Source organism: Variovorax gracilis (assembly GCF_030317115.1).
Lineage (GTDB): Bacteria > Pseudomonadota > Gammaproteobacteria > Burkholderiales > Burkholderiaceae_C > Variovorax > Variovorax gracilis.
Window position 1 is genome coordinate 206,693 of sequence record NZ_JASZYF010000006.1, and the last position, 24,308, is coordinate 231,000.

The window sequence follows — 24,308 nt, forward strand, 5'->3', positions numbered from 1 at the left end:
GCATGCCGCAAAACGCCGCCGTTGCGATCCATTGGGTCGAACAGGGCATGGTTCCCGACCGGGTGGTGCGCCTGGGCATTCGTCGGTTGTTGAAAGCACGCCTCGCGGAATTGCACAGCGGCGATGCGGCGGCGACTGCGGAACTGACCCAGGCGTTCGCGGACGAGATCCGCTCCGCCGAACTGGCATTGCTGCCCGGGAAGGCGAACGAGCAGCACTACGAACTGCCCGCCGAGTTCTTCGGCGCCGTGCTCGGTCCACATCGCAAGTACAGCAGTTGCTACTGGCCCGAGGGCGTCGACACGCTGCCGGACGCCGAGGCGGCGGCCCTCCAGGTCACCTGTGAGCGCGCCGGCCTGGTCGATGGCCAGCAAGTGCTGGAACTGGGTTGCGGCTGGGGCTCGCTGACCCTGTGGATGGCCGAGCGCTACCCCCTCAGCCTCATCACGGCCGTCTCGAACTCGCACGCCCAGCGCGAGTACATCGAGGCGCAGGCGATCGAGCGCGGCCTGTGCAACGTCTGCGTGATCACGCGCGACTTCAATGATTTCGACACCGCGGAGCGATTCGACCGGATCGTGTCGATCGAGATGTTCGAGCATCTGCGCAACTGGCCGCGCGCCTTTGCCCACGTGGCGCGTTGGCTGCGGCCGCACGGGCGCTTCTTCTTGCACGTCTTCGCGCACCGCGAGGCGCCGTATCCGTTCGTCGAGCGCGACGCGAGCGACTGGATGAGCAAGCACTTCTTCTCGGGCGGAATGATGCCGAGCGATGACCTGGCCCTGCATTTCCAGGATCACCTTCGCCTGGCGAGACGCTGGCGTTGGGATGGCACGCACTACCAACGCACCGCCGAAGCCTGGCTGCGCCAAATGGACGAGCGCCGAAGCGAACTGTGGCCCTTGTTCGGCGGCATCTATGGCGACGAAGCGGGCGCATGGTGGATGCGCTGGCGCCTGTTCTTCATGTCGGTGTCCGAACTGTTCGGCTATGACGCCGGGCGGCAATGGTGGGTCGGCCACTACCTGTTCGAAAAGCGCGAATGACAGGCCGGTCATCGGAACTCGGCATCGCGCTGGCGGGCCTGGCCGTGGCCCTTGCGTTCGCCGGCCTGACATGGCTCGCGAGCCTCGCGCGCCGCGACGTGAGCCTTGTGGATCGCACGTGGTCTTTCTTCATCGCTGGCGCCGGGGTCGTGTACTTCGCACTTCTGCCCGCGCCGGGCCGGCGCGGCCTCTGGATGCTGGTGCTCGTGCTGGCCTGGGCGCTGCGCCTGAGCCTTTTCATCACCTGGCGCAACAGGGGTCGCGGCGAGGATCGGCGATACCGGGAGATCCGCGAGCGCAACCAGCCTGGCTTCGCATGGAAGAGTCTCTATCTGGTCTTCGGCCTGCAGGCGGTGTTGGCGTGGACCGTGTCGGCTCCTCTGCTGGTCGGCATGGCGGCCAACCGATCCGCGGGATGGCTCGATGCACCGGGCTTCGCGCTGGCGGCCTTCGGGATCGTCTTCGAGACGGTCGGCGACGCACAGATGGCGCGCTTTCAGGCTGATCCTTCGCACCGCGGAAAGGTCATGGACCGGGGACTGTGGCGCTTCACCCGTCATCCCAACTACTTCGGCGAGGCCTGCGTCTGGTGGGGCCTGTGGCTCATGGCGATGGCAGGGGCGGGCTGGAGCGGGGCCTGGAGCCTTGTGTCTCCGGTCCTGATGACGGTCCTGCTGCTGAAAGTATCGGGCGTGAGCCTGCTCGAAAAGAACATCGCCGAACGCCGTCCCGGCTACCGGGAATACGCCTCGCGGACCAACGCCTTCATCCCTGGGCCACCACATCCATGACCTTCCGACGCAACGCCATCGCCTACCTGTCCACGGCAGTGACTTTTCTTTCGCTCGACGCGGTCTGGCTGTTCACGATGGCCGATCGCCTCTATCGCCCGGCCTTGGGGAACATGATGCTCGAGCGATTCGCAATCGGCCCGGCCCTGGCGTTCTATGCAATCTATTTCGCCGGCATCGTCGTGTTCGTCGTTGCACCGGCGCTGAACAGGGAACGCTGGCGCTCGGCCTTCGCGCTGGGCGCGCTCCTGGGGCTCGTCGCGTATGCAACCTACGATCTCACCAACCAGGCCACGCTCAAGGGTTGGCCCTGGCAAGTGACGCTGGTGGACCTGGTCTGGGGCAGCCTGCTCACTGCGACATCGGCGACCGTCGCCTACGGCATGACGCGCAAGCTTGTTCGCGATTGAAGGCGTGCACGACCTACATGCCGACCAGCGCGCCCAGCATCCGCGCGACTGCGCCATCGAACAGCACCTTGCCCTGGACCGAAGCGAGGCAGACGCATTCCCCGGCAGCCTCCACCGTGGGCTGGTGCCGGATGCTGCCGTCCGTCTCGTCGAAGTCGCCCGGACCGAACAGTGCGCGGCCGTCGTGGAATGTTCCGTAGAGCACCTGGGTGAGTTCGGAGTCGCTGTGCGTGTGCTGCGGCAGCATCTTGCCCGCGCCGATGCGCAACAGGAACACGTTGGCCGCGTCATCACCGGGAAGCGTCACACGGCTCCAGCGCATTCCCGGCCCGAGCCAGCGCCAGCGCGTGGATGTGCAGCCCCGGAGTGCGCGCGGCCATGGAAGACCTTCGGGCAGTTCGGCGCGCATGCCCGGGCCCGCACCCGGGGGCGTCACGACTGGAGGCGGTGTATCGATCGCGGCCATGGTGCGCGCCAGCGCCTGGGACTCGAGCACTTCAGGCACCAGCTCTTCCAGCATGGCGCCGCCCATTGCTTCGAAAAGGCGCACACGCTCACGGCAATGCGCACAGCCCTCGACGTGGCTGGCCATGACCAGGGAATGGCCGTTGGAAAGCTGGCCTGCTGCAAATGCCAGCAGGAGGTCTTCGGCGGGATGGTGAAGGATCATGGTTCGAATTGGTCGAGCAAGCGACGCAGATGGTTCACGGCAAGGCGCACCCGCGACTTGACGGTGCCGAGCGGAATGCCCAGTTCGCTTGCGATCTGGGCATGGGGCTGTTCCTCGAAAAAGGAAAGGCGAAGCACCTGCGCCTGCTCTTCGGGCAGGTGCCGCAATGCGTCGCGCACGCCGATCTCGCGCTGTTTGACATGGGCCTGCTCGTCGGGCGACGGCAGGTCACTGGGCATGGCGTCGCAATCCAGGTCGCCCCCATCGACCAGTCCTTGGCCGTGATGCCTGAAGTGGTCGACGCGAAGGTTGCGCGCGATGGTGAATATCCAGGTCGAGACGCTGGCCCGATCAGGGTCGAACATGGCTGCCTTGCGCCAAACGCTCACCATCGCTTCCTGGGTGAGTTCCTCGGCCAGGCCTTCGGCGGTACCCGATCGCACCAGGTAGGACTTCACGCGAGGCGCGAAGTGCTTGAAAAGGGCCGCGAAGGCTTCCCGGTCGGCGTCGAGCGCTACAGCCCTGGCAAGCGCGTTCAATTCCTCGATGGTCGGCATCGCTCCCCGGCCCTGGTGGGGTGTCACAACCGACAGGTAGGGCGATCGCGGCCGGATCTGCATCGCGGTCACTCCCGATGACGGTCGGACGGTATTCATGCTGCTCTTACGCAGGACTGGCGAAATTAGATCACGGGGTCCGAAAAAATGATCCAGGGGGCCGGCCTTTGCGTACAAGGACCAATCCTGCAACAAGGAGTTTCGAGGATGGCCCCATGAGCTTCGCTGCCGCGCCTGAATGGCATCCACCGCCCGCCATCGTTCCGGACGGCGCCGCGCTGGACGTGGCTGTGATCGGAAGCGGGATCTCCGGCCTGTCGGCGGCCTGGCTGCTGGCACGGCGACATCACGTGACCGTGTTCGAAGCCGACAGCCGTCCCGGTGGCCACAGCAACACGGTGGAGGCGCCGTCCGCGGGTGGGCCCGTTCCGGTCGACACCGGCTTCATCGTCTACAACGAGGCCGCCTATCCGAACCTCGCCGCGCTGTTGGCCCACCTGGGTGTCGAGACTCAGGCTTCCGAGATGTCGTTCGCGGTCAGCCTCGACGATGGCGCTCTGGAATACGCCGGCACCAGCCTGCGGACGCTCTTCGCACAGCGCCGCAACCTGTGCAGTCCGCGCTTCTGGTCGATGCTGCGCGACATCGTCCGCTTCTATCGCCGGGCGCCGGCCGATGCCGCCGTCGTAGGCCTGATGCCACTCGACGACTACCTCCGGATGCGCGGCTATGGGCGCGCGTTCCGGGAGGATCACCTTTATCCGATGGCGGCGGCGATCTGGTCGACCTCCGCGGATCGCATCGGCGCCTATCCGACCGAGGCCTTCATACGCTTCTGCGAGAACCACCAGCTTCTGCACCTGGCGGAGCGCCCCGCCTGGCGCACGGTGCGGGGCGGAAGTCGCCGCTATGTCGAGCGCATGACGCAGGTTCTGGGCGATCGCCTTCGGTTGGACTGCCCGGTCGTCGAAGTCCGTCGCGATGCCGGGGGGGTCGGGGTCCTGACCGACGAAGCGTGCGAGCCCGAGCGCTTCGATCACGTCGTGATCGCGACCCATGCCGACCAGGCGCTGCGCCTGCTGTCCGACGCCAGTGCCGACGAGTCGCGCGTGCTGGGCGCATTCGGCTACAGCCGCAACCGCGCACTGCTGCACAGCGACCCCTCATTCATGCCCCAACGCCGCGCGCTGTGGTCGAGCTGGAACTATGCCGCCCGTCGTCGCGCGCCGTCCGCGTTGTGCGTGACCTACTGGATGAACCGCCTGCAAGGGATTCCCGAACAAACGCCGTTGTTCCTGACGCTCAACCCCCCGCACGAGCCGCGACGCGAGCATCTCGTTCACTCGGAGATCTACGAGCATCCGCTGTTCGACGGCGCGGCCATCCGCGCGCAGGGCGAACTCTGGTCGCTACAGGGACGGCTTCGGACCTGGTTCTGCGGCGCCTACTTCGGCGCGGGTTTTCACGAGGACGGATTGCAGGCCGGCCTGGCGGTGGCCGAAGCCTTCGGTGGCGTGCGCCGGCCCTGGACCGTCGCGAACGAGTCCGCCCGCATCCGCCTGGGTTCGATCTCGGAAGCGGCAAGCGCATGAGCAGCCGCAGCGCGCTCTACGCAGGTTCCGTGATGCACCGGCGATCGGGACCGGCGCGGCATCGCCTGCGCTATCGCATGTTCTCGCTGCTGATCGATCTGGATGAACTCCCCCAACTCGGGCGGGAGCTTCGGCTGTTCTCGTTCAACCGCTTCAACCTGTTCAGCCTGCATGAGCGCGACTATGGCGACGGTCGCGGCCTGCGGGCCCATGTGGAGCGTCAGTTGGCCGCGGCAAGCCTGGCTGCCGGCGGTTCCATCCGCCTGCTGAGCATGCCGCGCATCCTCGGCTATGCGTTCAACCCGCTGAGCGTCTATTTCTGCGAGCGCCCGGACGGCGGCGTGCAGGCCATCCTCTACGAGGTGAACAACACCTTCGGCGAGCGGCACAGCTATCTGATCCCGGTGGATGCATCCGAGCGCCATGCCGAGCGCATCGAGCAGCGCTGTGCCAAGGAGTTTCATGTGTCGCCCTTTCTCGCGATGGAGATGGCCTACCGCTTTCGCGTCGAGCCGCCGGGCAGCGAACGGAAGGGTCTGCACATTGGCGTGGACGCCGAAGGTCCCGAGGGCGTGGTGCTCACGGCATGCTTCGACGCCCGCCGGCGTGCGTTGAGCGACGCCGCCCTGTTGCTGGCGTTCTTCTCCCATCCTCTGCTCACGATCAAGGTCATGGGCGCCATTCATTGGGAGGCGCTGCGCCTGTGGTTCAAGGGGGCGCGCCTGCACCGGCACCCGGCGGCGCCGGCGCGGGCGGTCACCATCGTCGGGCCGACGAAGCGATGAGCGTCTCGTCGTCGGGCGCGAACGGTCTCCGGCAGGGCAGCCCACGCCGCGGAAGGGCTTTCCTGCCGTCGGAACTGGTCAGATGGCCCTTGCGGCGGCTGCTGGAGCGCCTGCTGCAGAGGCTGAGTGCCGGGTCGCTGTCGATCGAACTGCCCGACGGCAGTCGCGTCGATGGCCATGGCGAACTGGCAGGGCCGCACGCAGCCATGACGCTGCATCGCTGGCGACCTCTCGCGCGCCTGCTGTTGCGGGGAGACATCGGCTTTGCGGAGTCCTACCGCGACGGGGACTGGTCGAGCCCGGACCTGTCCGCACTGCTGGAACTGGGTTTGCGCAACGAAGCCGGCTGGGGCCGCGCGCTGGACGCTTCATGGCCGGCGCGCTGGCTGGGCCGCCTCATGCACTTCGCCCGTGTGAACTCGCGCAGCGGGAGCCGGCGGAACATCGCGTTCCACTACGACCTGGGCAACGCCTTCTACGCACTGTGGCTGGATCCGGAGATGATCTATTCGAGCGCGCTCTACGCCCAGGGGAGCGAATCCCTGGAGCAAGCCCAGGCGCTCAAGCTGGACCGAATCGTCGAGCTGCTCGACTTCCGGGGCGGCGCGACGGTGCTGGAAATCGGCTGCGGATGGGGCGCGCTCGCTCTTGCGCTCGCCCGGCGCCAGGGCGTCCACGTCACGGCGCTGACGCTGTCGAAGCAACAATTGGCGCATACGCGGCAGCGCGCTGGCGAACTGGGGCTGGCCGATCGGATCGATGCCCGCTTGCAGGACTACCGCGACGTCCAGGGGCTGCACGACCGGATCGTTTCCGTCGAAATGGTCGAAGCCGTGGGCGAGCGCTACTGGCCCGTCTATTTCGACGCGCTGCGGCAGCGCCTGAGGCCCGGCGGCGTTGCCGTCGTCCAGGCGATCACCATCGCGGACGAGCACTTCGATCATTACCGGCGCCATGCCGATTTCATCCAGCACTTCATCTTTCCGGGGGGCATGCTGCCGTCCGCGGCCGCCCTGCAGGCGCAGGCCCGGCGCGCGGGCCTGGAACTCGTCCGGGACCTGTGCTTCGGCGAGAGCTATGCCCTGACCCTCGCCGAGTGGAGGCTGCGGTTCCTGCGGGCCTGGCCGCAAGTCGAGGCGCTTGGTTTCGACGCCTCGTTCCGGCGGCTCTGGGAGTACTACCTCTGTTATTGCGAGGCCGGATTCCGCGCCGGCAGGGTGGATGTCGGCCTCTATACCCTGGCGCATGCCGAAGCGCCCCCGCCCGACCTTGCGCCCGACGCCGCCCGCCGGTGACCGGGTCGGCGAGGTAGACTCGTTGGTTCAATCCTTCGTTTTCTTGGACTTCTGATATCTCAGGGGCAGCGCATATGGCATCGGTCAATAAAGTCATCCTCGTCGGCAACCTCGGACGCGATCCGGAAACACGCACGTTCCCGAGCGGAGATCAGGTGTGCAACGCGACCCTGGCCACGACCGACAAGTGGAAGGACAAGCAAAGCGGCGAAATGCGCGAGGCCACCGAGTGGCACCGTCTCGTGTTCAACGGCCGCCTCGCCGAAATCGCCGCGCAGTACCTGCGCAAGGGCTCGCAGATCTACGTCGAAGGCCAGATCCGCACTCGGAAGTACACGGACAAGGACGGCGTCGAGAAGTACGCTACCGACATCCGCGTCGACCAGATGCAGATGCTCGGCAGCCGCCAGGGCCAGGGCGGCCCCTCGGGCGGCGACGATGACGGCGGCTACTCGCAAGGCGGAGGCGGCTATTCGCGCCCGCCCGCCGCGGCGGCACCCCGCGCGCCCGCTCCCGCACCCCGTCAGGCACCGGCCAAGTCGTCGTCAGGTTTCGACGACATGGACGACGACATTCCCTTCTGATTTGCGCCACCGGGCGCTTGCAACTTGCAGTGCCCGGAAAGGCATGGGCCGCTCTTGCAGCCACGAGGACGATTCGAGGCGGCCCGGGCTGGGTGTGTAGTTCTTCACGGCAGAAGAAAGTATTCACCCAGTGAATCGCTACGCGACAAGCGATTACCTCCGGAGAGGTACGATCGCCCTGCTGGCTTTCGGCAACGAGAGCCTGGCGTGTATCAGAGGAATGGATCTGCGATCTGAAACACATCGAGCGCGCAGCATCATTTCCAGAAACATCGCCGATTTTCAAGGCCGGCCCAATTCCCGTGACACTGCGCATAGTCATTGCTGACGACCACCCACTGATTCGCGGTGGAGTCCGGATGTTGCTGAAGGACAGGCGCGACCTCTCGGTGGTGGCCGAAGCCCATTCGACGGACACGCTGTTGAGCGTGTTGAAGGAAACGCCGGCCGATCTGCTGATCACGGACTTCTCGATGCCGGGTGGGCAGGCGTCGGACGGCCTCGGTCTGCTTCAGCGCCTTCGGCGCGATTTTCCCGATCTGCCCATCGTGGTCCTGACGATGATGGCCAACGTTGGCGTTCACAGCAGCATGCTGGAAGTCGGCGTCCGAGGCCTCGTCGACAAGGCCTCCGACATCTCGGAGGTCGTCATGGCCATCGACGCAGTCTCCGGTGGGCGGGAGTACGTCAGCGCTGCATTCCGAAAAGGGCTGTTCGAGAACCCCAACAAGATCAACTACGGGGCCTCGACACAGTTGTCGCTTCGGGAGGTCGAGGTCCTGCGGCTCTTCGCGTCGGGTTTGACGGTATCCGCCATCTCCGAGCGACTGGCTCGCAGCATCAAGACGGTGAGCACCCAGAAGACCGTCGCCATGTTGAAGCTCGGTCTCAAGAACGACTACGACATCTTTGTCTACGCGCGCGAGCACGGAATGAATGCCTGAGCCCGGCGCGCGGAGCGCCGGGTTCGTCAAGCGCGCCCGATGAACTCCGATGCACGGGCAAGGGCCGAGCAGACCTCTTGTCGCGCCATGACGTAGAGCGTGCGCACGGAAGCCAGGACGACGGCTCCCCCGGTTTCTTCCAGGTGCTCGATGAGTTGCAGCAAGTCAACAGCCTTTGTTTCATCGAGCTGATGGCAGGCCGAACTCAAGCGGTGCGCCAATTGTCGAAGGCTGACGTGGTCGCAGACCTCCGTTGCCCGCTCCATCGCCTCCAGGTCCTTCGACGTGGCATCGACGAAGAGGCGCAACAGCCTTCGCGACTTCGCGGGCGTTGCCCTTGCACAGCGATGCGAGCGTCGGGTAGGCGTTGGCGGCTTCCGATCCCGTGGCTTCAGATGCCTGGACGGCCGATGCCGCTGCGTGCGAAGCCTGGCCCGGGGGCGTGAACTTCATCAGTTCATCTCGCAGCGCATGCATCTGCAATGGCTTGGACAAATAAGCATCCATCCCGGCCGCAATGCAGCGCTCGGATTCGCCCGGCAGGGCGTTGGCGGTCAGCGCGATGGTCGGCAATCGGCGGAGGCCGAATCGCATCTCGAAGTCGCGCAGGCGCCTGGTCAGTCCGTAGCCGTCGAGTCGCGGCATGTGACAGTCCGTCAGGAGCATTGAATAACTCGCACCGGGCGATGTGAGCTTTTCCCACGCTTCCTCTCCATCCTCCGCGCAGTCGCATTCAAAGCCGAGTTTGACGAGCTGACGCGTGATGACCTCCCGGTTGATTGGATGATCCTCGGCGAGCAACAGCTTTTGCCCCCGCGCGATCGGTTTGACACCCCTCGTTGCGCCGTCGGCAGGGATTTCATCCGCGGCCGAGCCTGCCGTCGAGTAGGCTTGCAGCGGAAGCATCACCGTGAAGCGGGTGCCTCGGCCCGCCTCGCTGTCGCATTCGACGCTGCCTTGCATCAGGGTGACCAGTTGCTTCACGATGGCGAGACCCAGCCCCGTGCCGCCGTAGCGCCTCGTGGTCGTGATGTCGGCCTGTGCGAACGGCTCGAAGAGCGCGTCCATGGCCTCCCGGGCAATGCCGATGCCGGAGTCCTCGATGGTCATCTGCAGCCGGCCGTCTGCTCCCTTGCGCATTTTGACTTTCACGCCGCCGCGTTCGGTGAACTTCACGGCATTGCCGACGAGGTTGGTCAACACCTGCCGCAGACGCACCGGATCGCCGATGATGAACAACGGCAGTCGTGGATCGATGCTGGAGTGCAGGCTGATGGACTTCAGCCGTGTCTCGGCGATGAAGTTGCCGCAGACGTCGTCGACGAGTGCCGTCAGTCGCAGCGGCCGATTCTCGAGGTCGAGCTTGCGCGCGCGGATCTTCGAATAGTCCAGCAGGTCGTTGATGATGGTGAGCAGTTCGAGCGAAGACTCGCGACAGCGGTCCAGCATCGCGCGCTGCTCGTCGGCGAGGCGGCTGTCGAGCACCAGGTCGATCATTCCGAGCACCCCGTTGAGCGGCGTGCGGATCTCGTGGCTGATCATCGCGAGGAACGCGCGCTTGGCCTCGACGGCCAGGCGGGCTTCCTCGGCCTTCGCGACCAGGTCGGCCTTGAGCTTCTCTTCCTCGGTGATGTCCTTCGCGATTCCAGTGAAGGAGATCATCAGGGTGCCGCCGCTTCCCTCCGAAGCAACCCTCAGGATGCCCCGCACGTCGAGCGTGCGGACGATGCCGCCGCGGCTGCGGATCCGGAACTGGTCGCGATAGGCGCCCTTGTTCTGCCGATACGTTGCCTGGACGTTCGCCGCGACGCGCTCCCGATCATCCGGATGCAATAGCTGGAACTGATCGCGGTAGGTGATGACGGCATCGGGTTCGTGGCCGTAGATCTCGCGGATCTTCTGGTCGGCCGTGATGACCGTGTCCATGAACGCCGAATCGGACAGTTGCGTATCCTTGCCCATGCGGGTGACCGAGCGCCACACGCCCATGCCGCCGACGATCAAGGCCAGTTCAAGATTCGAGCGGAACTGATCGAGCTCGCCCAACGCCCGGTCTGCGCGCTCCTTGGCTGCCGCGAATGCCAGTTCGCCCGTGCGGCGCTCGGTGATGTCGCGGGTGACCCCGACCACGTAGACCTTGCCGGAGCGCACGCGATTCGGCGACGCGAACCCTTCGACCCAGCGTTCCGCGCCCGAATCGTCCAGGACGCGAAACTCCACGGCTTCCATATCCCGGCGTGCATGGGAGAGATGCTCCATGCGGCGCGTGATGTGGCCGACGTCCTCGGGATGCACCCTGGCGAACACCGCCGACAGATCGTGTGCGTTGCCTTTCAGCCCGAGGATGCGCCTGGCGCGTTCGTCGGTGTGAACCTCGCCCGTGGTCATGTTCCACTCCCAGGTGCCCATCTGGGCGCCTTCCAGTGCCATGTCCAGCCGCGCATGCGCTTCCGCGAGTTGGCGCTGCAGCAGCTTCTGCTCGGTGACGTCGATCGCCAGGCCCACTGTGCCGCAGAGCTTGCCGCTCCGGTCATACACCGGCCGCTTGCGTGCCTGGATGTTCCTCAGCACGCCGTCGACCTGTATTTCCTCATCGTACGTACGTGCCTCCCCGGAGGAGATGAGCTCCCTGTCTTGCGCCACGAAGCGTTCCTGAAGCTCGGAGCCGAAGAGCTCCTCGTCGTTCATGCCGACCGCTGCCTGCGCGTCGAGGTTGAACACGCGCGCGAACTCCGCGTTGAGCGCGCGATACCGGAAATCCCGATCCTTGAAGAACAGGATGTGGGGCACGGCATCGAGGATCGCAAGGAGTTCGTCGCCCCGGCGCTGGACATGGCGTGCACGCACGAACTGGAGGATCGCCAGCCCGATGATGCAAAGCAATCCCGAGGCCAGCCAGATCCACTGAATCTCGATGGATATCTTCTGGCCAAGGAAGTAGCTCGCGCCTCCGAGCAGGCAAGTCAACACCATCGTGATGACGCCTCCGTTGACGGCATTGGCGGAACGGCTTCCAGGCATCCGGCTCAGGTGGCCGCGGCCGCAGGCCAGGGCCGCACCGCGCGAGCGCCACGGGCCGCGTCCCGCATTGCGCCGTGCCACGACGATGCGCTCCTGACGGGGGAGCGCTTGTCCAGCAGGGCTGAATGCGTGTGCGAGTACTCCGTCCACTCCGCCGCACGGTCGAGAACTTCGAGGGAGCTGCGAAGTCCGAGTCCAGTCAGTGCGGACAGGGAATAGTCTTCCCATGAGGCGTAGTGCAGCCGTGCCCTGGCGGCCAGCGTCTCCAGCAAGCTGTCTGCTTCGTCGCGAGTTGCATAGCCGATGGCGAGGGCCAGCCGGACCAGATAGGCGAGTTGCTGCACATCCCAGGCGAGGACACTTCGGTGGTCATGGCTTGGCTCGGAGCTTCGGTCGACCATGGTCCGACGATCGCGCCTGGCGCCGTTGTTCTCGCCGTACTGTTCGGACGGCCGCCATGCGGCGATGGCCCGCGTTTTTTCTTGCGACATGCAACCCAGTCGGCGGAGTGCTTCGCCCAAGGTGCGATGGCAATCGGCACGCGAGGCGATGCCCCAGTGCCCGGCAAGCAAGCTCTTGATGCGGCGCACAGGCAATGCGCTCGCGAGCTGGTTGAAGTCGTCGCGCATCAGCAGGGCGAAGTTCCCGCTCAACAAGCACCCGAAGAGTTGCTCGGGCGAGAGCTTTTCCTTCGGCTCGAATGCGATGGAGCGCGACAAGACTTCGGAGGGGCGCAATCTGCTGCGCAGAAAGGCCCACATCAGAAGAGTCCATAACGAGATCGCAACAATCCACATGTTCATGATGATTCCTAGGCGCTTGACACTGACCGGATGCCGTCACCCGATCAGCGCAGTGGCGGGCGACGAAAGCGAATGAGCACCTGTCCTGCGAGCCGAGCCGCGAGACGTGGCGCATCGAACCTGGCGCCGCGTCGACCGGGCGCCGAATCGCCCTCACCCGATGACACTGGGGCGGAGCGCTTATCTCGGGAGCGGGAGCTAGGGCCAGGAAAGAAGGCGCTTGGCGCGCCTGTCTCTCAGTGACCGCTTGAGTCTTGGTTTTCGCCTGTCAGCACGGCGCGGATGACGCCGATGGACAAGGGAAAAAGCATGAAGGGATGGTATGAACCGTGCGGATTCGCGCCTATCAGAATCGTCCGAAAGACGACTTCCGAGGACACGCCCGAGGGCCCTCGACGCACGAGTTGCGGCGTGACTTGTCGAGGCGGCAGGCCTCCGACGATCAGGGCAACAGGCGAATCTGCTCCACCTCGAACTCGGTCTTGGTCAAGTCCTTGTCGACCTCCACCAGGATCTCGACCTGGCGGTCGGCGCCGATGGGCTGCCCTGCAGGAAATCGGTGCGCGGAGATTTCAACGGACAGCCGCCCGCTTTCGTCCGCGAAGGTGTACTTCTCGCCACCGTCGTGCGAAACGATGCGTCCCTGCAGCCGGACATACTGTTTGTCGCGTGCGCTGTCGACCAACTGCCTGGCCGTGGTGACCGGGGACCCGCTCGGGCCGACGTACTGGGCGACAGCGGCGTTGCCGCTTGTCAGCAAGGCGGCGATCAGGCCGCCTTTGATCATGGCTTGTTTCATGTCCGGATCCTTGAATCGAGAGAGGGAGAGGCGCCATCGCGACGGGCACCGAAGGGGCGACAAAGGCCGCGCCATAGACTCTAGGAGGCTCGACCGCAATCAATCCATGGGAACAGTCTGATTCCGCTAGAAGGGCAGAAGCCACGGAACAAGCAGCACACTCACGACCAGCGTCAGAAGGACGAGCGGCACGCCAATGCGGACGAAGTCCATGAAGCTGTAGTCGCCGGGCCCCACCACGAGCGTATTGACGGGCGAGGACACCGGTGTCATGAAGGCCGCCGAAGCCGCCAGTGCCACCGTCATGGCGAAGGGATACGGCGACGCCTGCAGGTGCTTGGCGACGGCCAGGGCGACCGGCGCCATCAGCACGGCGGTGGCCGTGTTGGAGATGAACATGCCCAGCACCGCCGTGACCGCGAAGATTGCAGCGAGCACCGCGCGCGGGCTGGCTTCGCCGACGATATCCAGCAGCATCTGCGCGGCCAGGTCGACCCCGCCGGTCCGCTGCAGCGCGAGCGAGAAGGGCAGCATGCCCACGATCAGCAGCAGGCTCTGCCAGTAGATGGAGCGATAGGCGGTGGACAGGTCCATGCAACCGAACAAGCCCATCAGCAGGCAGCCGATGAGCGCGGCCTGCACGTTCGGCAAGACGCCGGTGACCATGAAGGTCACGACCAGCGCGAGAGAGAACAGCGCGAAGGGAGCGCGTGCTGCTGCCGGCGCGATCTCGTCGAACTCCGCCGGCAGGTTGAAGATGACCAGGTCCATGTCCGACTTGAGCTTGCGGATGGCCTTCCAGATGCCGACCACCAACAGCGTGTCGCCAGCCTTCAGCGGAATGGAAAGTACGCTGTCCGCCGCCACCGGCTCGCTGCCACGCTTGAGTCCGATGACGGACACATCGTGAATGGCGCGCAGGCGCGATTCGGCCACCGTCTTCCCGATCAGGCTGGAGCCGGGAGGCACCAGCACCTCGGCCATGCCGATGTCCTGCGCGTGCTCGGAGAAGTAGGCGCCGGCCAGCGGAACTCTTTCCAGTGCGAGTCGACCGCTGAGATCCTCGATGTCGGCCGCCGGATTGGACACGTCGACGAACAGCACGTCGCCCGCTTCGATCGTGGTGCCCGGTGGCAGCAGGTTGCGGGTGAAGCGAACACTGCGCTCGATCGCCAGGACATTCACGCCAGGCACGTCCTCCAACTCGAGTTCGTCGATCACGTGACCCACGGTCGGCGAGTGCGCCGCCACCCGAAAACGATGCTCCCGCCCGGCCAAGGCGTATTCCTCGATCCAGTGGCCGAGCCCCGTGCGCCTGCTGGGCGGAATCGCAGGGCCCTCCGGCCCCGCCAGCCAGCGCCGCGTGAGCAGCATGTAGGCGATGCCCATCATCAGCAACGGCACGCCGAAGGGCGTGAAGCTGAAGAACTGAAAGCCTTCGAAGCCCTCGCGCACGAGCTCGCCGTGAATGAGCAGGTTGGGCGTCGTCGCCACCAGCGTCAGGGTGCCGCTCATCAGCGCGGCCACGCTGAGCGGCATCATCAGGCGCCGCGCCGCGATGCCGGTGTTGCTCGCGATGCGCAGCACGATGGGGACGAAGATCGCGACGACCGCCGTCGAGCTCATCACGGACCCCACGCCAGCCACGATCACCATCAGCAGCGCGATGAGCCGCGTCTCGTTCGGCCCTGCCCGGACCACGAGCAGGTCGCCCAGTCGTCGCGCCACGCCGGTATGCACGAGCCCCTGGCCGATCACGAACAGCAGCGCGATCAGCACGACGTTGGGATCCGCAAACCCGGCCAGCACTTCCTGCATGCTGACCACGCCGGTGAACGGCAATGCCGCCATCATGATGAGAGCGACCACGTCGGTGCGTGGCCGGTTGATCGCGAACATCGTGATCGCGGCGGCGAGAAGGGCCAGCACCATGCCGAGCTGGTAGGTCATGGCTCGGGGTCGATCCCGCTCATGGCGCCGGGGACGCGTCGCGCTTGTCGATCCCTGCGTCCTTCATGACGAATTGGACATGGCCGATGCGATCCGGCGCGCGATCAGTTCATTGCGCCTGCGGAATGACGCGCGCGCCGTCGCCCTTGCCCTCGATGTAGACGCGCTGTCCCACACGCAGGCCCGGCGTGGCGGGCTGTGTCACTTCGACCAGAACGCCGCTGGTCGTGCGGACGAAGACCTGCTGTCCCGCGATGGGCTGGTCGTAGCGCCGCGCGACTTCGGCCCCCGCCATCGTGCCGCCGACGGCGCCCACGACCATCGCCACGTCGCGCCCCGTGCCACCGCCGATCAGGCTGCCGAGGCCGACACCAGCGAGGCCGCCGAGGACAGCTCCGACACCGGTGTGATGCGAGCTTTGAATCTGAGTCGGCGAGATCTGCTCGATCACGCCCTGCCGCACAGTCATCGAGTCCGACTGCGAGCCCGGTGCCGCACAGGCCGCAAGCAGGAAGGCCAGCGCGAGAGCCGCGAAACGGGAGAGAAGCTGCGTTGTCGTTCTCATGGGTCATCTCCTTCAGTCAGGTTGGAAAAATCATGGCATCGAACACGTGCGTGAGGCGATGGCCCGAAGGTGCAGCAACGATTGCCCTTTGGGGCAAACGCGCTGAACGTCGCTAGCCCAGGAAGGTCACCACGCCGTTGCGCAGGTCGGACATCGACCCGACGATCTTGATCCGGCCCTTCGTCTCCAGGTCCTGAGCGTGCGCCGTCGTGCAGCAACTCGTGATCGCATGGCAAGGTCCTTTGCAAGGTCCGGGGGCTCGATCATCTGCGCAGCAAGGCAAAAAATCCAGCCACCGCCACTGTGCGGCGCGGCCCGCTCGCCCCTCCCTTGCAGGCTTGACAAAGATTCGAACGCCACTGATGCTAGATCGCGCCTGTCCAAGAGACATCGACACAGGAGATCCTCATGGCGACAGATGCGAAAGCCACTGACCCGGCATGACCACCCCTCAGGACCAGCAACTCTCGCGCGGTGCACTCACGGCCCTGGTCGTCGGCTCGATGATCGGTTCGGGCATCTTTGCCGTGCCGTCGGCGTTCGGTCGCTCGACAGGCGGTCTCGGCGCCTTGATTGCCTGGGCGATTGCCGGCACCGGCATGCTGATGCTGGCGTTCGTGTTCCAGACCCTGTCGCGGCGGCGGCCCGATCTCGACACCGGCATCTATGCGTACGCCAAGGAAGGCTTCGGCAACTATCTCGGCTTTGCGTCGGCGGTGGGCTACTGGATCGGCTGCTGCCTTGCCGACGTCGCCTGCCTGGTGTTGATCAAGGCCACTCTGGGGCAGTTCTTTCCCATCTTCGGCGATGGAACGACCGTCGTGGCGATCCTGTCCGCGTCAGTCCTGCTGTGGGCCGTGCACATCCTGATCCTGCGCGGCGTGAAGGAAGCAGCGGCGCTGAACACCATCGCGACCGTCGCGAAGATCGTGCCGATCGCCGTCTTCATCTTCGTCGCGATCGCCGGGTTCAAGGCCGACATCTTCGCGATGAACTTCTGGGGCGGCGAAGAGCAGTCCCTGTCGAGCCTGGCCACCCAGGTCCGCAACACGATGCTGGTCACGGTGTTCGTGTTCGTCGGCATCGAAGGAGCCAGCGTCTATTCGCGCTACGCGAAGAAGCGCGAGGACGTGGGCATCGCCACCGTGCTCGGCTTCCTCGGCGTACTGTGCCTGCTGATCATGGTCACCATGCTCTCCTATGGGGTGCTGTTGCGTCCCGATCTCGCGGCGCTCCCCACGCCGGCGATGGCAGGCGTGATGGCGTCCATCGTCGGCCCCTGGGGCCTGATCTTCGTCAGCATCGGACTGCTCATCTCGATCCTCGGCAACTACCTGTCCTGGTCTCTCCTGGCTGCGGAGGTCCTCCACTCGGCGGCCAAGAACAAGACCATGCCGAGCTTCCTCGCCGGCGAGAACGAGAACGGCACTCCTTCCGCCGCGCTGTGGTTGACGAACATCGTCATCCAGGTCTTCCTGCTCGTCACCTGGTTCGCCGAGTACGCCTTCACGCTGGCGCTGAAGATGACCAGCTCGATGACGCTCATTCCGTACCTGCTCGTCGCGGCCTACGGCCTCAAGCTCGCATGGACCGGCGAAACCTACAAGCCGGATGAACGCGGTCGCTCGGTCGACCGCGTGCGCGGCGCGATTGCAGTCGCCTATGCCGCGGGCATGCTGTACGCCGGCGGGCCGAAGTACCTGCTGTTCTCCGCGGTCCTCTACGCGCCCGGGACCTTCCTCTACTTTCTCGCGCGGCGCGAGCAGAAGAAGCAACTCTTCACCTTCCCCGAGATGATCGCCTTCGCCGTGTTCGCCATCGCGGCGATCGCGGCGGTGTACGCGCTGGCGACCGGCATGCTCACCGTGTAGTCGACGTCATGTTCCGTTCTTCCTTCTGGAGTAAACCCCATGCATCGCTATGTCTACATTGCCCTGATCGTGATCCTTGCCGGCATCGTGATCCTGTTCAAGGTCCAGAACCTGGAGACGGCGACGGTCTCGCTGTTCTCGATGAGCGTGACGCTGCCGGTCTCGGTCCTGGTGTTCGTCGTCTACGTCCTCGGCATGTTCACCGGCGGGTTCGTCCTGGGACTTCTGCGTTCATTGACCAACAAGGCGACAGCCCGTCCGCGTTGACCGGCGCCGCTGCCACCGCTTTTCAATCGCCATAACTACGAGAGGAAATGAAATGAGCAATTTCTGGGATCTGATTCTTCTGATGCTGTCGACCTTCGTGTTGATCGCATACCTCCTGATCCTTTTTCAGATCGTCGTCGACCTGTTCCGCGATTCGGATCTGGGCGGCGGATCCAAGGTACTCTGGCTGATCGGCTTGATCTTTCTGCCGGGGCTGACTGCCATCGTCTATATCGTCGCGCGCGGCAGGGGAATGGCCGAGCGGCAACGCGCCAGCGTGCAGCGGGCCAAGTCCGACACGGATGCGTACATCCGCCAGGTGGCCGGCAAGTCGCCGGCCGAACAGATCTCCGACGCCAAGGCGCTGCTGGATGCCGGCACGATCAACCAGGAGGAGTTTGCGAAGCTGAAGGCCAAGGCCCTGGCCTGACGCCTGCGGCGGCGGCGGCGGCCACCTCGCGGAAGATTCACAGAAGGTCTTCGGGCACGAGCGGATTCAGCAGAAGCCGTTGCAGCGCGTTCCATGCCGACACGCCCGGCTCTTCGCTGAGCGCCTGGTCGTCGTCCTCGTTGGGCGGAATCCACGACAGCGCCCCGCCTTCGGGCTCCAGCCGAAGGCGGTAAGCCTCGGCCTTCATGGCCTCGACGATGCGAAGCGCCTGCTTCGCCAGCTCGGGGCTGTCGACGGCGACGCCCAGCTCCGTGTTCCTGCGCGCGGAGCGCGGGTCGAGGTTGAGCGATCCCAACAGCACGACTTCCTCGTCGATGACTGCCAGCTTCGCATGCAGGCGGCCGCGCGACGAGCCGCCGCCGAACACCGGCTTGCTGTCGCGCGACGTGCTCGCGCTGACCTCGTAGACCTCCACGCCGGCCTTCAGGATGCGGGGCCGGTAGCGCGCATAGCCGAAGTACACGAAGGCCGAATCGGTTGCGGGCAGCGAATTGGTCACGAGCGTCATGCGCACGCCTTTGCGCTGCAGGCTCTGCAGTACGTGCATGCCGGGCTTTCCCGGGACCAGGTACGGCGAAGTCACCACCAGCTCCGAACCGGCACCGAGCATCTGATTGACCGCGCCGGTCATCAGGCTGCCGGACTCCAGTTCCTCGGGTGGCAGGAAGCGCTTGGAGGGACGGTCGGCGACCGCATAGGCAAGGCCGGGGACCAGCGTCAGATGGTTGGCGCGGAGCTCCTTGCTGACCGGCTCCAGCTCGAGGAGGTCCTTGTCGGGAAGCTCCAGTTCGATTCGCCCCGCATCCGGCGGCAGAAGCCTCTGCAACAACCCGGCATTGAATCCGGGGTCGCGCGAATTCGAGAAGTACGTCACGGGAAAGGATTCGTCGCTGTTCCAGTAGCGATCGAAGTGCATGGCCAATTGCGGAACCACGCGGCCTGCTGCGATCGCGTCGAGGTCGATGAAGTTCGCCACCCGGTTGCGAGCAAAGTATTCGTCCGCGACGTTGCGGCCGCCGACCATCGCCAGCGCGCCGTCGGCGACCAGCAGCTTGTTGTGCATGCGATGGTCGAGCCGGGGCAGGTCGCCCATGGACGTCGCGATGCGACCCGCCAGGCTGGTACGTGCACAGCAGAAGGGATTGAACAGGCGAATTTCCATGTTCGGTACGCTGGAGAGGGCCTGCAGGAGTTCTTCGACACCGGCGGTGTTCAGGTCGTCCAGCAGCAGCCGAACGCGGACGCCGCGCTCGGCCGCATCCTTCAGGGCGCTGAAGACCGCGCGACCCGATTCATCGTTGTCCCAGATGTAGTACTGCACATCCAGCGTCTGCGTGGCGCGACGGATCAGCGCGAGCCGCGCGTCGAGCGCGTACGAGCCCAGCGGCAGCAGGCGAAAGCCGGATTGGGCTCCTGCCGGCAACTGGTCCGCCGCAAGTCGCGCGATCGGACTCTTGTCGGGCGAGGCCGGCAGGCTGTGAGAGACCGGGCGCTGGATGTTGGCGGGAAGTGAGCCACAACCGACCAATGCCAGCATGAAGAGGGCCGCCAGGAGCCTGAATGAACGCAATGCCATGGACCGAGACTACCCGCAGTCGGGCGAATATCCCTTCATCGCTTGAAGCGACGGGATCCGGGCCAAGATAGCGCCATGACTCCGTTTTCGATCCTCGATCTTTCCCCCATCACCGAAGGCAGCGACGCCGCGCAGTCGTTCCGCAACTCGCTCAGCCTGGCGCAGCACGGCGAAAAACTGGGCTATCGCCGCTACTGGCTGGCCGAGCATCACGGCATGCCCGGCATCGCGAGCGCGGCCACGGCCGTGCTACTGGCCCATATCGGCGCTGGCACGTCGACCATCCGCATCGGCGCCGGCGGCGTGATGCTGCCCAATCATTCGCCGCTGGTCATTGCCGAGCAGTTCGGCACGCTGGAGTCGCTCTATCCGGGCCGCATCGACCTCGGCCTCGGCCGCGCCCCGGGCTCGGACCAGCGCACCGCGCAGGCGCTCCGGCGCAATCTCCAGTCCGATGCCGACCAGTTCCCGCAGGACGTGATCGAACTCATGGACTTCATGTCCAAGGAGCCCCGGCAGCCCGTACGTGCCGTGCCGGGCATGGGGCTCGAAGTGCCGGTGTGGATCCTCGGGTCGAGCACCTTCGGGGCGCAGCTCGCGGCGCACCTGGGCCTGCCCTACGCCTTCGCCTCTCACTTCGCGCCGCAGCAGCTCATGCAGGCGATCCGGATCTACCGCGAGACCTTCAAGCCCTCGGCGCAACTCGCCAAGCCCTACGTGATGCTCGGCTTCAATGTGTTCGCGGCCGAGACCGATGAAGAGGCGGAATTCCGTGCGACTTCGTGGCAGCAGGCCTTCGTGAACCTGCGCAGCGGGCGGCCGGGGCGTCTGCCGCCGCCGGTCGAGGGCTATCGCGAACGCGTGGGGCCGGCCGAGAACGCACTGCTGGATTCGGTGCTGTCCTGTTCGGCCGTCGGCTCGCGCGGCACGGTGAAGGCGAAGCTGCAGGAGTTCGTGGATCGCACCGGCGCGGACGAATTGATGATCACCTCGCAGGTCTTCGACCATCAGGCCCGCTTGCGGTCTTACGAGATCGTGGCGGAGCTGTCTTCGCTGACGCGACCGGCTTCTTGACCGCCGGCTTGCGCTTCGCTACCGGCTTGGCAGGGAGCGTTGCAGCCGCCGGCGCCGCCTTCGGTTTCTCGGCCTCCGGTTGTGCGCTGCGATCGTGTTGAAGAACGAGCGACAGCAGCTTCTTGTGTTCCGCGACGACATAGTCGGCAAGGTCCGCCACGTCCGGCACCGCACGCCGGCAGGCGGTGAGCCCGAACTCGAGCGAGCCGTTGTAGCTCTGCACGGTCATGTTGAGCGCCAGCCCGTGCCCAGGGATCGATACCGGGAAGTAGGTCGCGAGCTTGGCCCCCGCGAAGTAGAGCGGGAACGAGGGCCCCGGCACGTTCGAGATCGCCACGTTGGCGATCGGCGGCAGCTTGTCGGCAAGGCCAGAGCGCCCATAGAGCGATGCCAGCCCCGACACGATCGACGGCATGCCCAGCGATGGAAAGTCCATCGGTATGGCCGCCTTGACGTTGCCCGTGAGCTTCTTGCCTTCGCTCGACGATTCGTGGATGGCCGCGATTCTTTCGAGCGGGTCCGAGATGTCGGTGGCCAGGCTCACCAGCATCGTCGACACCTGGTTGTTGAGATCGGTGTTGCCCTCGCTGCGCAAGGACACCGGCACCGCGGCCATCAGCGGCTTGTCGGGCTTGCAGCCGTAGTCCGCCAGGTAGCGCTTGAGCGCGCCCGCGCAGATCGCCAGCACGACGTCATTGAGGCTGACGTTGGCCGCCTTTGCCATCTGCTTGATCTCCGCCAGCGGCACGGACCGGCCCGCGAACGAGCGCTGGTTGGTGATCGACACGTTGAGCGGCGTCTTCGGCGCGGTCTTCATGCCCTTGGGCAGCTCGAAAGTCCGCTGGCCGGTGGCCTCCGACACCGGCATCAGCACGCTCGTGATCGCCTTGGCCGTGGTCGGAATCGACTGGATGAGCTTCACGTACTGCTGCACCGTGTTGCTCAGTGCCGCGCTGGCAAGCTCAGCCATGCCGAGTTGCGATGAATCTCGCCGGCGCGTGGCGCGTGGCGCCTTGACCACCGAAGGCGTCTCCGAAATGTCGAACAGCGCCTTCGCCACGGCGACGCCGGCCTGGCCGTCGATCGCCGCGTGGTGCATCTTGCTGTAGAGCGCCACCTGGCCCGTCTGCAGGCCCTCGATGATGTGGATCTCCCACAAGGGCCGGCTGCGGTCGAGCAGCGACGAGTGCAGCCGTCCGACCAGGCGCTCGAGCTGCGCCATCGTTCCGGGCCTCGGCATGATCACGTGGTGGATGTGGTGCTCGAGGTCCAGGTCGTCATCGTCCACCCATACCGGGTTGGCGAGGTCGAAGGGCATCATCGCCAGCTTGCGCACGAACACCGAGGCCAGGTGCAGCCGGCCGCTCAGGTACTTCTTGGCGTCCTCGGCGAAGTCGCCTTCGTAGTCCGCGGGGAGGTCGAGCAGTTGCAGGCTGCCCACGTGCATCGGCGACTCGGGGGTTTCGAGGTGCAGGAACGATGCGTCCATGCCGCTGAGGTGAATCATGACGCGCTCCTCGCGGAGGCCGCCTGGCTCCGCCTGCGATCTTCCTCGTCGACCAGATCCTTCTTCGACAGCTTGCCGACGGGGGTCTTGGGCAACTCGTCGCGGATCTCGATCGCACCCACCATCTCGTGCTTGCCCAGGCGGTCCTTCAGGAACAGCTTGAATTCGTCGAGAGTGAAGCCCGGCGCGCCTTCCTTCAACTTGATGAAGGCCTTGGGCGACTGGCCGCGGTATTCGTCGGGAATGCCGATCACGCACACCTCGGCGATGCTCGGGTGTTCGTACATCGCCTCCTCCAGCACGCGCGGGTAGACGTTGTAGCCGCCGCACAGCAGCATGTCCTTGGTGCGGTCGACGATGTAGAAGAAGCCGTCTGCATCCATCTTCGCGACGTCGCCGCTCTTGAAGTAGCCGTCGGGTGTCATGGATGCGGCGGTGGCGGCCTCGTTGTTCCAGTAGCCCTTCATGACGTTGGGGCCCCGGATGCACAGCTCGCCAGGCTCGCCGATCGCGGCTTCCTTCGACGGATCGTCCAGGCTCAGGAGCTTGAGGCGGATGCCCGGCAGCGGCATGCCGCAGGAGCCGGCCTTGCGGATGCCGCGCGCGGGCGTGAAGGTGCCGGTCGGCGACGTCTCCGTCATTCCCCAGCCTTCGTTGAGATGGCAGCCAGTGAGCGCGAAGAAGCGGTGCTCGACCTCGACCGGCAATGGCGCGCCGCCCGAGCCGCAGAACTTCAGCGCGCGCAGGTCTGTCTCGCTGGCCTTCGGGTGATTGATGATCGCGGTGAACATCGTCGGCACGCCGGGGAACGTCGTGATCTTCTTGGCCGCGAGATCGTGCATCACCGCATCGAGGTCGAAGCGCGTGTGGAGTACCAGGTGCGCGCCCAGGCGGATGCCGAGCATCATGTTCACGCTCAGCGAATAGATGTGGAACAGCGGCAGAACGACCAGCACCCGCTCGCTTCCCGGGTCGAGGATCGGCGGATCGCCGCCGGTCGATTCGAGGTACTGCGCACACGCGGATGACAGGTTGGCGTGCGTGAGCATCGCGCCCTTCGGCAGCCCGGTGGTGCCGCCGGTGTATTGCAGCACCACGATCTCGTCGTCGACCGAGGCGACGGCGTGCGGCTGGTAGCGGCCGTCGTTCGCAAGGAGCTGGGTGAAGCTCATGTGCCGGTCGTCCGTAGGCACCGCGGCGAGCTGGCCCGCGGCCTGCAGGTGCGCGCGCACCGCATCGCGGGCGCCGCCGTAGTCCGTGAGACTGCCCACGACCAGCTTTTTCAGGCGCGAGTTGCCCAGCAGCCGTGCCATCTGCGGGTAGAGCGTGGCGAGATCGAGGGTGACGAGGATGTCCGTCCGGCTGTCCTCGATCTTGTGGGCCAGCACCCGTTCGGCGTCCAGCGGGGAGTAGTTCACCACCGTGCCGCCGGCCTTCAGCACCGCGAAGAATGCGATCAGGTAGTGCGGGGTGTTGGGCAGGAAGAGGCCGACGTGCACGCCTGGTTGGACGCCCAGCGCCTTCAGGCCCGCGGCCGCATGCTCCACGGCGTCGCCGAATTCGCGGTAGGTGATGACCTGCCCCATGAACTCGATGGCCGGCCGGTCGGGCCATTGCGCCACGGCCTCGTCGAGGATCTGCTGCACAGGGCGGGTGGGCAGCTCGGCATCCCAGCGCATGCCGCTCGGATAGGACTTCGTCCAGGGCGTGGCGCTGGAGGGAGAAGAAACCATGATTGTCTCCGGTTGGT

General features: G+C 65.6%; 23 protein-coding genes. 12 read left to right on the plus strand and 11 right to left on the minus strand.

Translation table 11 applies throughout. The annotated features are described in order from the left end of the window. Window positions 1-2 precede the first annotated feature (2 nt). Genes QTH97_RS14640 through QTH97_RS14650 form a run of 3 tightly spaced genes read left to right on the plus strand, consistent with a single transcriptional unit; the run spans window position 3 to window position 2,247 of the window. Window positions 3-1,046, plus strand: coding sequence for an SAM-dependent methyltransferase (locus tag QTH97_RS14640; RefSeq protein WP_286568949.1), 1,044 nt, complete (start codon window positions 3-5; stop codon window positions 1,044-1,046). Further along, entirely contained in the window at window positions 1,043-1,837 is a 795-nt protein-coding gene (locus tag QTH97_RS14645) for a DUF1295 domain-containing protein (RefSeq protein ID WP_286568951.1), read from the plus strand. Before QTH97_RS14640 ends, QTH97_RS14645 begins: the two co-directional genes overlap by 4 nt. Next, window positions 1,834-2,247 (plus strand): DUF2177 family protein, encoded by a 414-nt coding sequence (locus QTH97_RS14650; RefSeq protein ID WP_286568952.1) that lies wholly within the window; start codon window positions 1,834-1,836, stop codon window positions 2,245-2,247. Before QTH97_RS14645 ends, QTH97_RS14650 begins: the two co-directional genes overlap by 4 nt. Window positions 2,248-2,260: 13 nt before the next feature. On the opposite strand, the gene QTH97_RS14655 is transcribed toward QTH97_RS14650, so the two are convergent. Both QTH97_RS14655 and QTH97_RS14660 read right to left on the minus strand, forming a co-directional pair. Further along, window positions 2,261-2,917, minus strand: coding sequence for a ChrR family anti-sigma-E factor (locus QTH97_RS14655; RefSeq protein WP_286568953.1), 657 nt, complete (start codon window positions 2,915-2,917; stop codon window positions 2,261-2,263). Next, window positions 2,914-3,651, minus strand: a complete 738-nt coding sequence (locus QTH97_RS14660) for a sigma-70 family RNA polymerase sigma factor (RefSeq protein WP_286568954.1) — start codon at window positions 3,649-3,651, stop codon at window positions 2,914-2,916. The genes QTH97_RS14655 and QTH97_RS14660 overlap by 4 nt, the downstream gene beginning before the upstream one ends. Window positions 3,652-3,689: 38 nt before the next feature. Here QTH97_RS14660 and QTH97_RS14665 point away from each other — a divergent pair, with 38 nt between their 5' ends. The 5 genes from QTH97_RS14665 (at window position 3,690) to QTH97_RS14685 (ending at window position 8,674) form a co-directional block, all read left to right on the plus strand. After that, window positions 3,690-5,066: an NAD(P)/FAD-dependent oxidoreductase gene (locus QTH97_RS14665; protein WP_286568956.1), complete on the plus strand. Its 1,377-nt coding sequence runs from the start codon at window positions 3,690-3,692 to the stop codon at window positions 5,064-5,066. Next, on the plus strand, window positions 5,063-5,851 hold the full coding sequence (locus QTH97_RS14670) for a DUF1365 domain-containing protein (protein WP_286568957.1): 789 nt from the start codon (window positions 5,063-5,065) through the stop codon (window positions 5,849-5,851). Before QTH97_RS14665 ends, QTH97_RS14670 begins: the two co-directional genes overlap by 4 nt. 89 nt (window positions 5,852-5,940) lie before the next feature. Beyond that, the gene (locus tag QTH97_RS14675) at window positions 5,941-7,146 is read left to right on the plus strand and encodes an SAM-dependent methyltransferase (protein ID WP_286568958.1); all 1,206 of its coding nucleotides are present in this window, start codon (window positions 5,941-5,943) and stop codon (window positions 7,144-7,146) included. A 74-nt stretch (window positions 7,147-7,220) separates the two neighbouring features. Beyond that, on the plus strand, window positions 7,221-7,730 hold the full coding sequence (gene ssb, locus QTH97_RS14680; protein ID WP_286568959.1) for a single-stranded DNA-binding protein: 510 nt from the start codon (window positions 7,221-7,223) through the stop codon (window positions 7,728-7,730). A 302-nt stretch (window positions 7,731-8,032) separates the two neighbouring features. Next, a complete protein-coding gene (locus QTH97_RS14685) occupies window positions 8,033-8,674 on the plus strand; it encodes a response regulator (protein ID WP_286568960.1) in 642 nt (213 codons plus the stop codon). Between the two features lie 26 nt (window positions 8,675-8,700). Here the strand turns inward: QTH97_RS14685 and QTH97_RS14690 are convergent, their stop codons facing one another. From QTH97_RS14690 to QTH97_RS14715, 6 genes are all read right to left on the minus strand, one after another. Continuing rightward, window positions 8,701-8,838 carry a hypothetical protein gene (locus QTH97_RS14690; RefSeq protein WP_286568961.1) on the minus strand — a complete coding sequence of 46 codons (138 nt, stop codon included), beginning with the start codon at window positions 8,836-8,838 and terminating at the stop codon, window positions 8,701-8,703. A 16-nt stretch (window positions 8,839-8,854) separates the two neighbouring features. After that, window positions 8,855-11,776, minus strand: coding sequence for an ATP-binding protein (locus tag QTH97_RS14695; RefSeq protein ID WP_286568962.1), 2,922 nt, complete (start codon window positions 11,774-11,776; stop codon window positions 8,855-8,857). Then, complete coding sequence (locus QTH97_RS14700) at window positions 11,701-12,267, minus strand: DUF1266 domain-containing protein (RefSeq protein ID WP_444813438.1); 567 nt, start codon at window positions 12,265-12,267, stop codon at window positions 11,701-11,703. The genes QTH97_RS14695 and QTH97_RS14700 overlap by 76 nt, the downstream gene beginning before the upstream one ends. A 673-nt stretch (window positions 12,268-12,940) precedes the next feature. Further along, window positions 12,941-13,297 (minus strand): YgiW/YdeI family stress tolerance OB fold protein, encoded by a 357-nt coding sequence (locus QTH97_RS14705; protein WP_286568964.1) that lies wholly within the window; start codon window positions 13,295-13,297, stop codon window positions 12,941-12,943. Window positions 13,298-13,423: 126 nt separating this feature from the next. After that, the gene (locus tag QTH97_RS14710) at window positions 13,424-15,247 is read right to left on the minus strand and encodes an SLC13 family permease (protein WP_286568965.1); all 1,824 of its coding nucleotides are present in this window, start codon (window positions 15,245-15,247) and stop codon (window positions 13,424-13,426) included. A 109-nt stretch (window positions 15,248-15,356) separates the two neighbouring features. Beyond that, entirely contained in the window at window positions 15,357-15,812 is a 456-nt protein-coding gene (locus QTH97_RS14715; protein WP_286568966.1) for a glycine zipper 2TM domain-containing protein, read from the minus strand. Between the two features lie 440 nt (window positions 15,813-16,252). Between QTH97_RS14715 and QTH97_RS14720 the strand changes: the two genes are divergently transcribed. From QTH97_RS14720 to QTH97_RS14730, 3 genes are read left to right on the plus strand one after another with little or no spacing between them, the layout of a single operon-like run. Then, window positions 16,253-17,683: a basic amino acid/polyamine antiporter gene (locus tag QTH97_RS14720; protein ID WP_286568967.1), complete on the plus strand. Its 1,431-nt coding sequence runs from the start codon at window positions 16,253-16,255 to the stop codon at window positions 17,681-17,683. Window positions 17,684-17,722: 39 nt separating this feature from the next. Continuing rightward, window positions 17,723-17,950, plus strand: coding sequence for a LapA family protein (locus QTH97_RS14725; protein ID WP_286568968.1), 228 nt, complete (start codon window positions 17,723-17,725; stop codon window positions 17,948-17,950). A gap of 52 nt (window positions 17,951-18,002) precedes the next feature. Beyond that, window positions 18,003-18,380 carry an SHOCT domain-containing protein gene (locus QTH97_RS14730; RefSeq protein WP_286568969.1) on the plus strand — a complete coding sequence of 126 codons (378 nt, stop codon included), beginning with the start codon at window positions 18,003-18,005 and terminating at the stop codon, window positions 18,378-18,380. A gap of 37 nt (window positions 18,381-18,417) precedes the next feature. Here the strand turns inward: QTH97_RS14730 and QTH97_RS14735 are convergent, their stop codons facing one another. Continuing rightward, on the minus strand, window positions 18,418-19,977 hold the full coding sequence (locus QTH97_RS14735) for a phospholipase D-like domain-containing protein (RefSeq protein ID WP_286568971.1): 1,560 nt from the start codon (window positions 19,975-19,977) through the stop codon (window positions 18,418-18,420). A 75-nt stretch (window positions 19,978-20,052) separates the two neighbouring features. Here QTH97_RS14735 and QTH97_RS14740 point away from each other — a divergent pair, with 75 nt between their 5' ends. Further along, window positions 20,053-21,051, plus strand: coding sequence for an LLM class flavin-dependent oxidoreductase (locus tag QTH97_RS14740; protein ID WP_286568972.1), 999 nt, complete (start codon window positions 20,053-20,055; stop codon window positions 21,049-21,051). Here QTH97_RS14740 and QTH97_RS14745 read toward each other — a convergent pair. Both QTH97_RS14745 and QTH97_RS14750 read right to left on the minus strand, forming a co-directional pair. Then, window positions 20,963-22,558, minus strand: a complete 1,596-nt coding sequence (locus QTH97_RS14745; protein ID WP_286568973.1) for a WS/DGAT/MGAT family O-acyltransferase — start codon at window positions 22,556-22,558, stop codon at window positions 20,963-20,965. The genes QTH97_RS14740 and QTH97_RS14745 overlap by 89 nt on opposite strands. After that, window positions 22,555-24,291, minus strand: a complete 1,737-nt coding sequence (locus tag QTH97_RS14750; protein ID WP_286568974.1) for a long-chain-fatty-acid--CoA ligase — start codon at window positions 24,289-24,291, stop codon at window positions 22,555-22,557. Before QTH97_RS14750 ends, QTH97_RS14745 begins: the two co-directional genes overlap by 4 nt. Window positions 24,292-24,308: the final 17 nt, after the last annotated feature.

Bases quoted from the DNA above. Each gene is read 5' to 3' on its own strand.
- QTH97_RS14640 (WP_286568949.1), top strand. From the start codon at position 3: ATGCCGCAAAACGCCGCCGTTGCGATCCATTGGGTCGAACAGGGCATG.
- QTH97_RS14645 (WP_286568951.1), top strand. From the start codon at position 1,043: ATGACAGGCCGGTCATCGGAACTCGGCATCGCGCTGGCGGGCCTGGCC.
- QTH97_RS14650 (WP_286568952.1), top strand. From the start codon at position 1,834: ATGACCTTCCGACGCAACGCCATCGCCTACCTGTCCACGGCAGTGACT.
- QTH97_RS14655 (WP_286568953.1), bottom strand. From the start codon at position 2,917: ATGATCCTTCACCATCCCGCCGAAGACCTCCTGCTGGCATTTGCAGCA.
- QTH97_RS14665 (WP_286568956.1), top strand. From the start codon at position 3,690: ATGAGCTTCGCTGCCGCGCCTGAATGGCATCCACCGCCCGCCATCGTT.
- QTH97_RS14670 (WP_286568957.1), top strand. From the start codon at position 5,063: ATGAGCAGCCGCAGCGCGCTCTACGCAGGTTCCGTGATGCACCGGCGA.
- ssb (WP_286568959.1), top strand. From the start codon at position 7,221: ATGGCATCGGTCAATAAAGTCATCCTCGTCGGCAACCTCGGACGCGAT.
- QTH97_RS14705 (WP_286568964.1), bottom strand. From the start codon at position 13,297: ATGAAACAAGCCATGATCAAAGGCGGCCTGATCGCCGCCTTGCTGACA.
- QTH97_RS14710 (WP_286568965.1), bottom strand. From the start codon at position 15,247: ATGACCTACCAGCTCGGCATGGTGCTGGCCCTTCTCGCCGCCGCGATC.
- QTH97_RS14715 (WP_286568966.1), bottom strand. From the start codon at position 15,812: ATGAGAACGACAACGCAGCTTCTCTCCCGTTTCGCGGCTCTCGCGCTG.
- QTH97_RS14720 (WP_286568967.1), top strand. From the start codon at position 16,253: ATGACCACCCCTCAGGACCAGCAACTCTCGCGCGGTGCACTCACGGCC.
- QTH97_RS14725 (WP_286568968.1), top strand. From the start codon at position 17,723: ATGCATCGCTATGTCTACATTGCCCTGATCGTGATCCTTGCCGGCATC.
- QTH97_RS14730 (WP_286568969.1), top strand. From the start codon at position 18,003: ATGAGCAATTTCTGGGATCTGATTCTTCTGATGCTGTCGACCTTCGTG.
- QTH97_RS14735 (WP_286568971.1), bottom strand. From the start codon at position 19,977: ATGGCATTGCGTTCATTCAGGCTCCTGGCGGCCCTCTTCATGCTGGCA.
- QTH97_RS14740 (WP_286568972.1), top strand. From the start codon at position 20,053: ATGACTCCGTTTTCGATCCTCGATCTTTCCCCCATCACCGAAGGCAGC.
- QTH97_RS14745 (WP_286568973.1), bottom strand. From the start codon at position 22,558: ATGATTCACCTCAGCGGCATGGACGCATCGTTCCTGCACCTCGAAACC.
- QTH97_RS14750 (WP_286568974.1), bottom strand. From the start codon at position 24,291: ATGGTTTCTTCTCCCTCCAGCGCCACGCCCTGGACGAAGTCCTATCCG.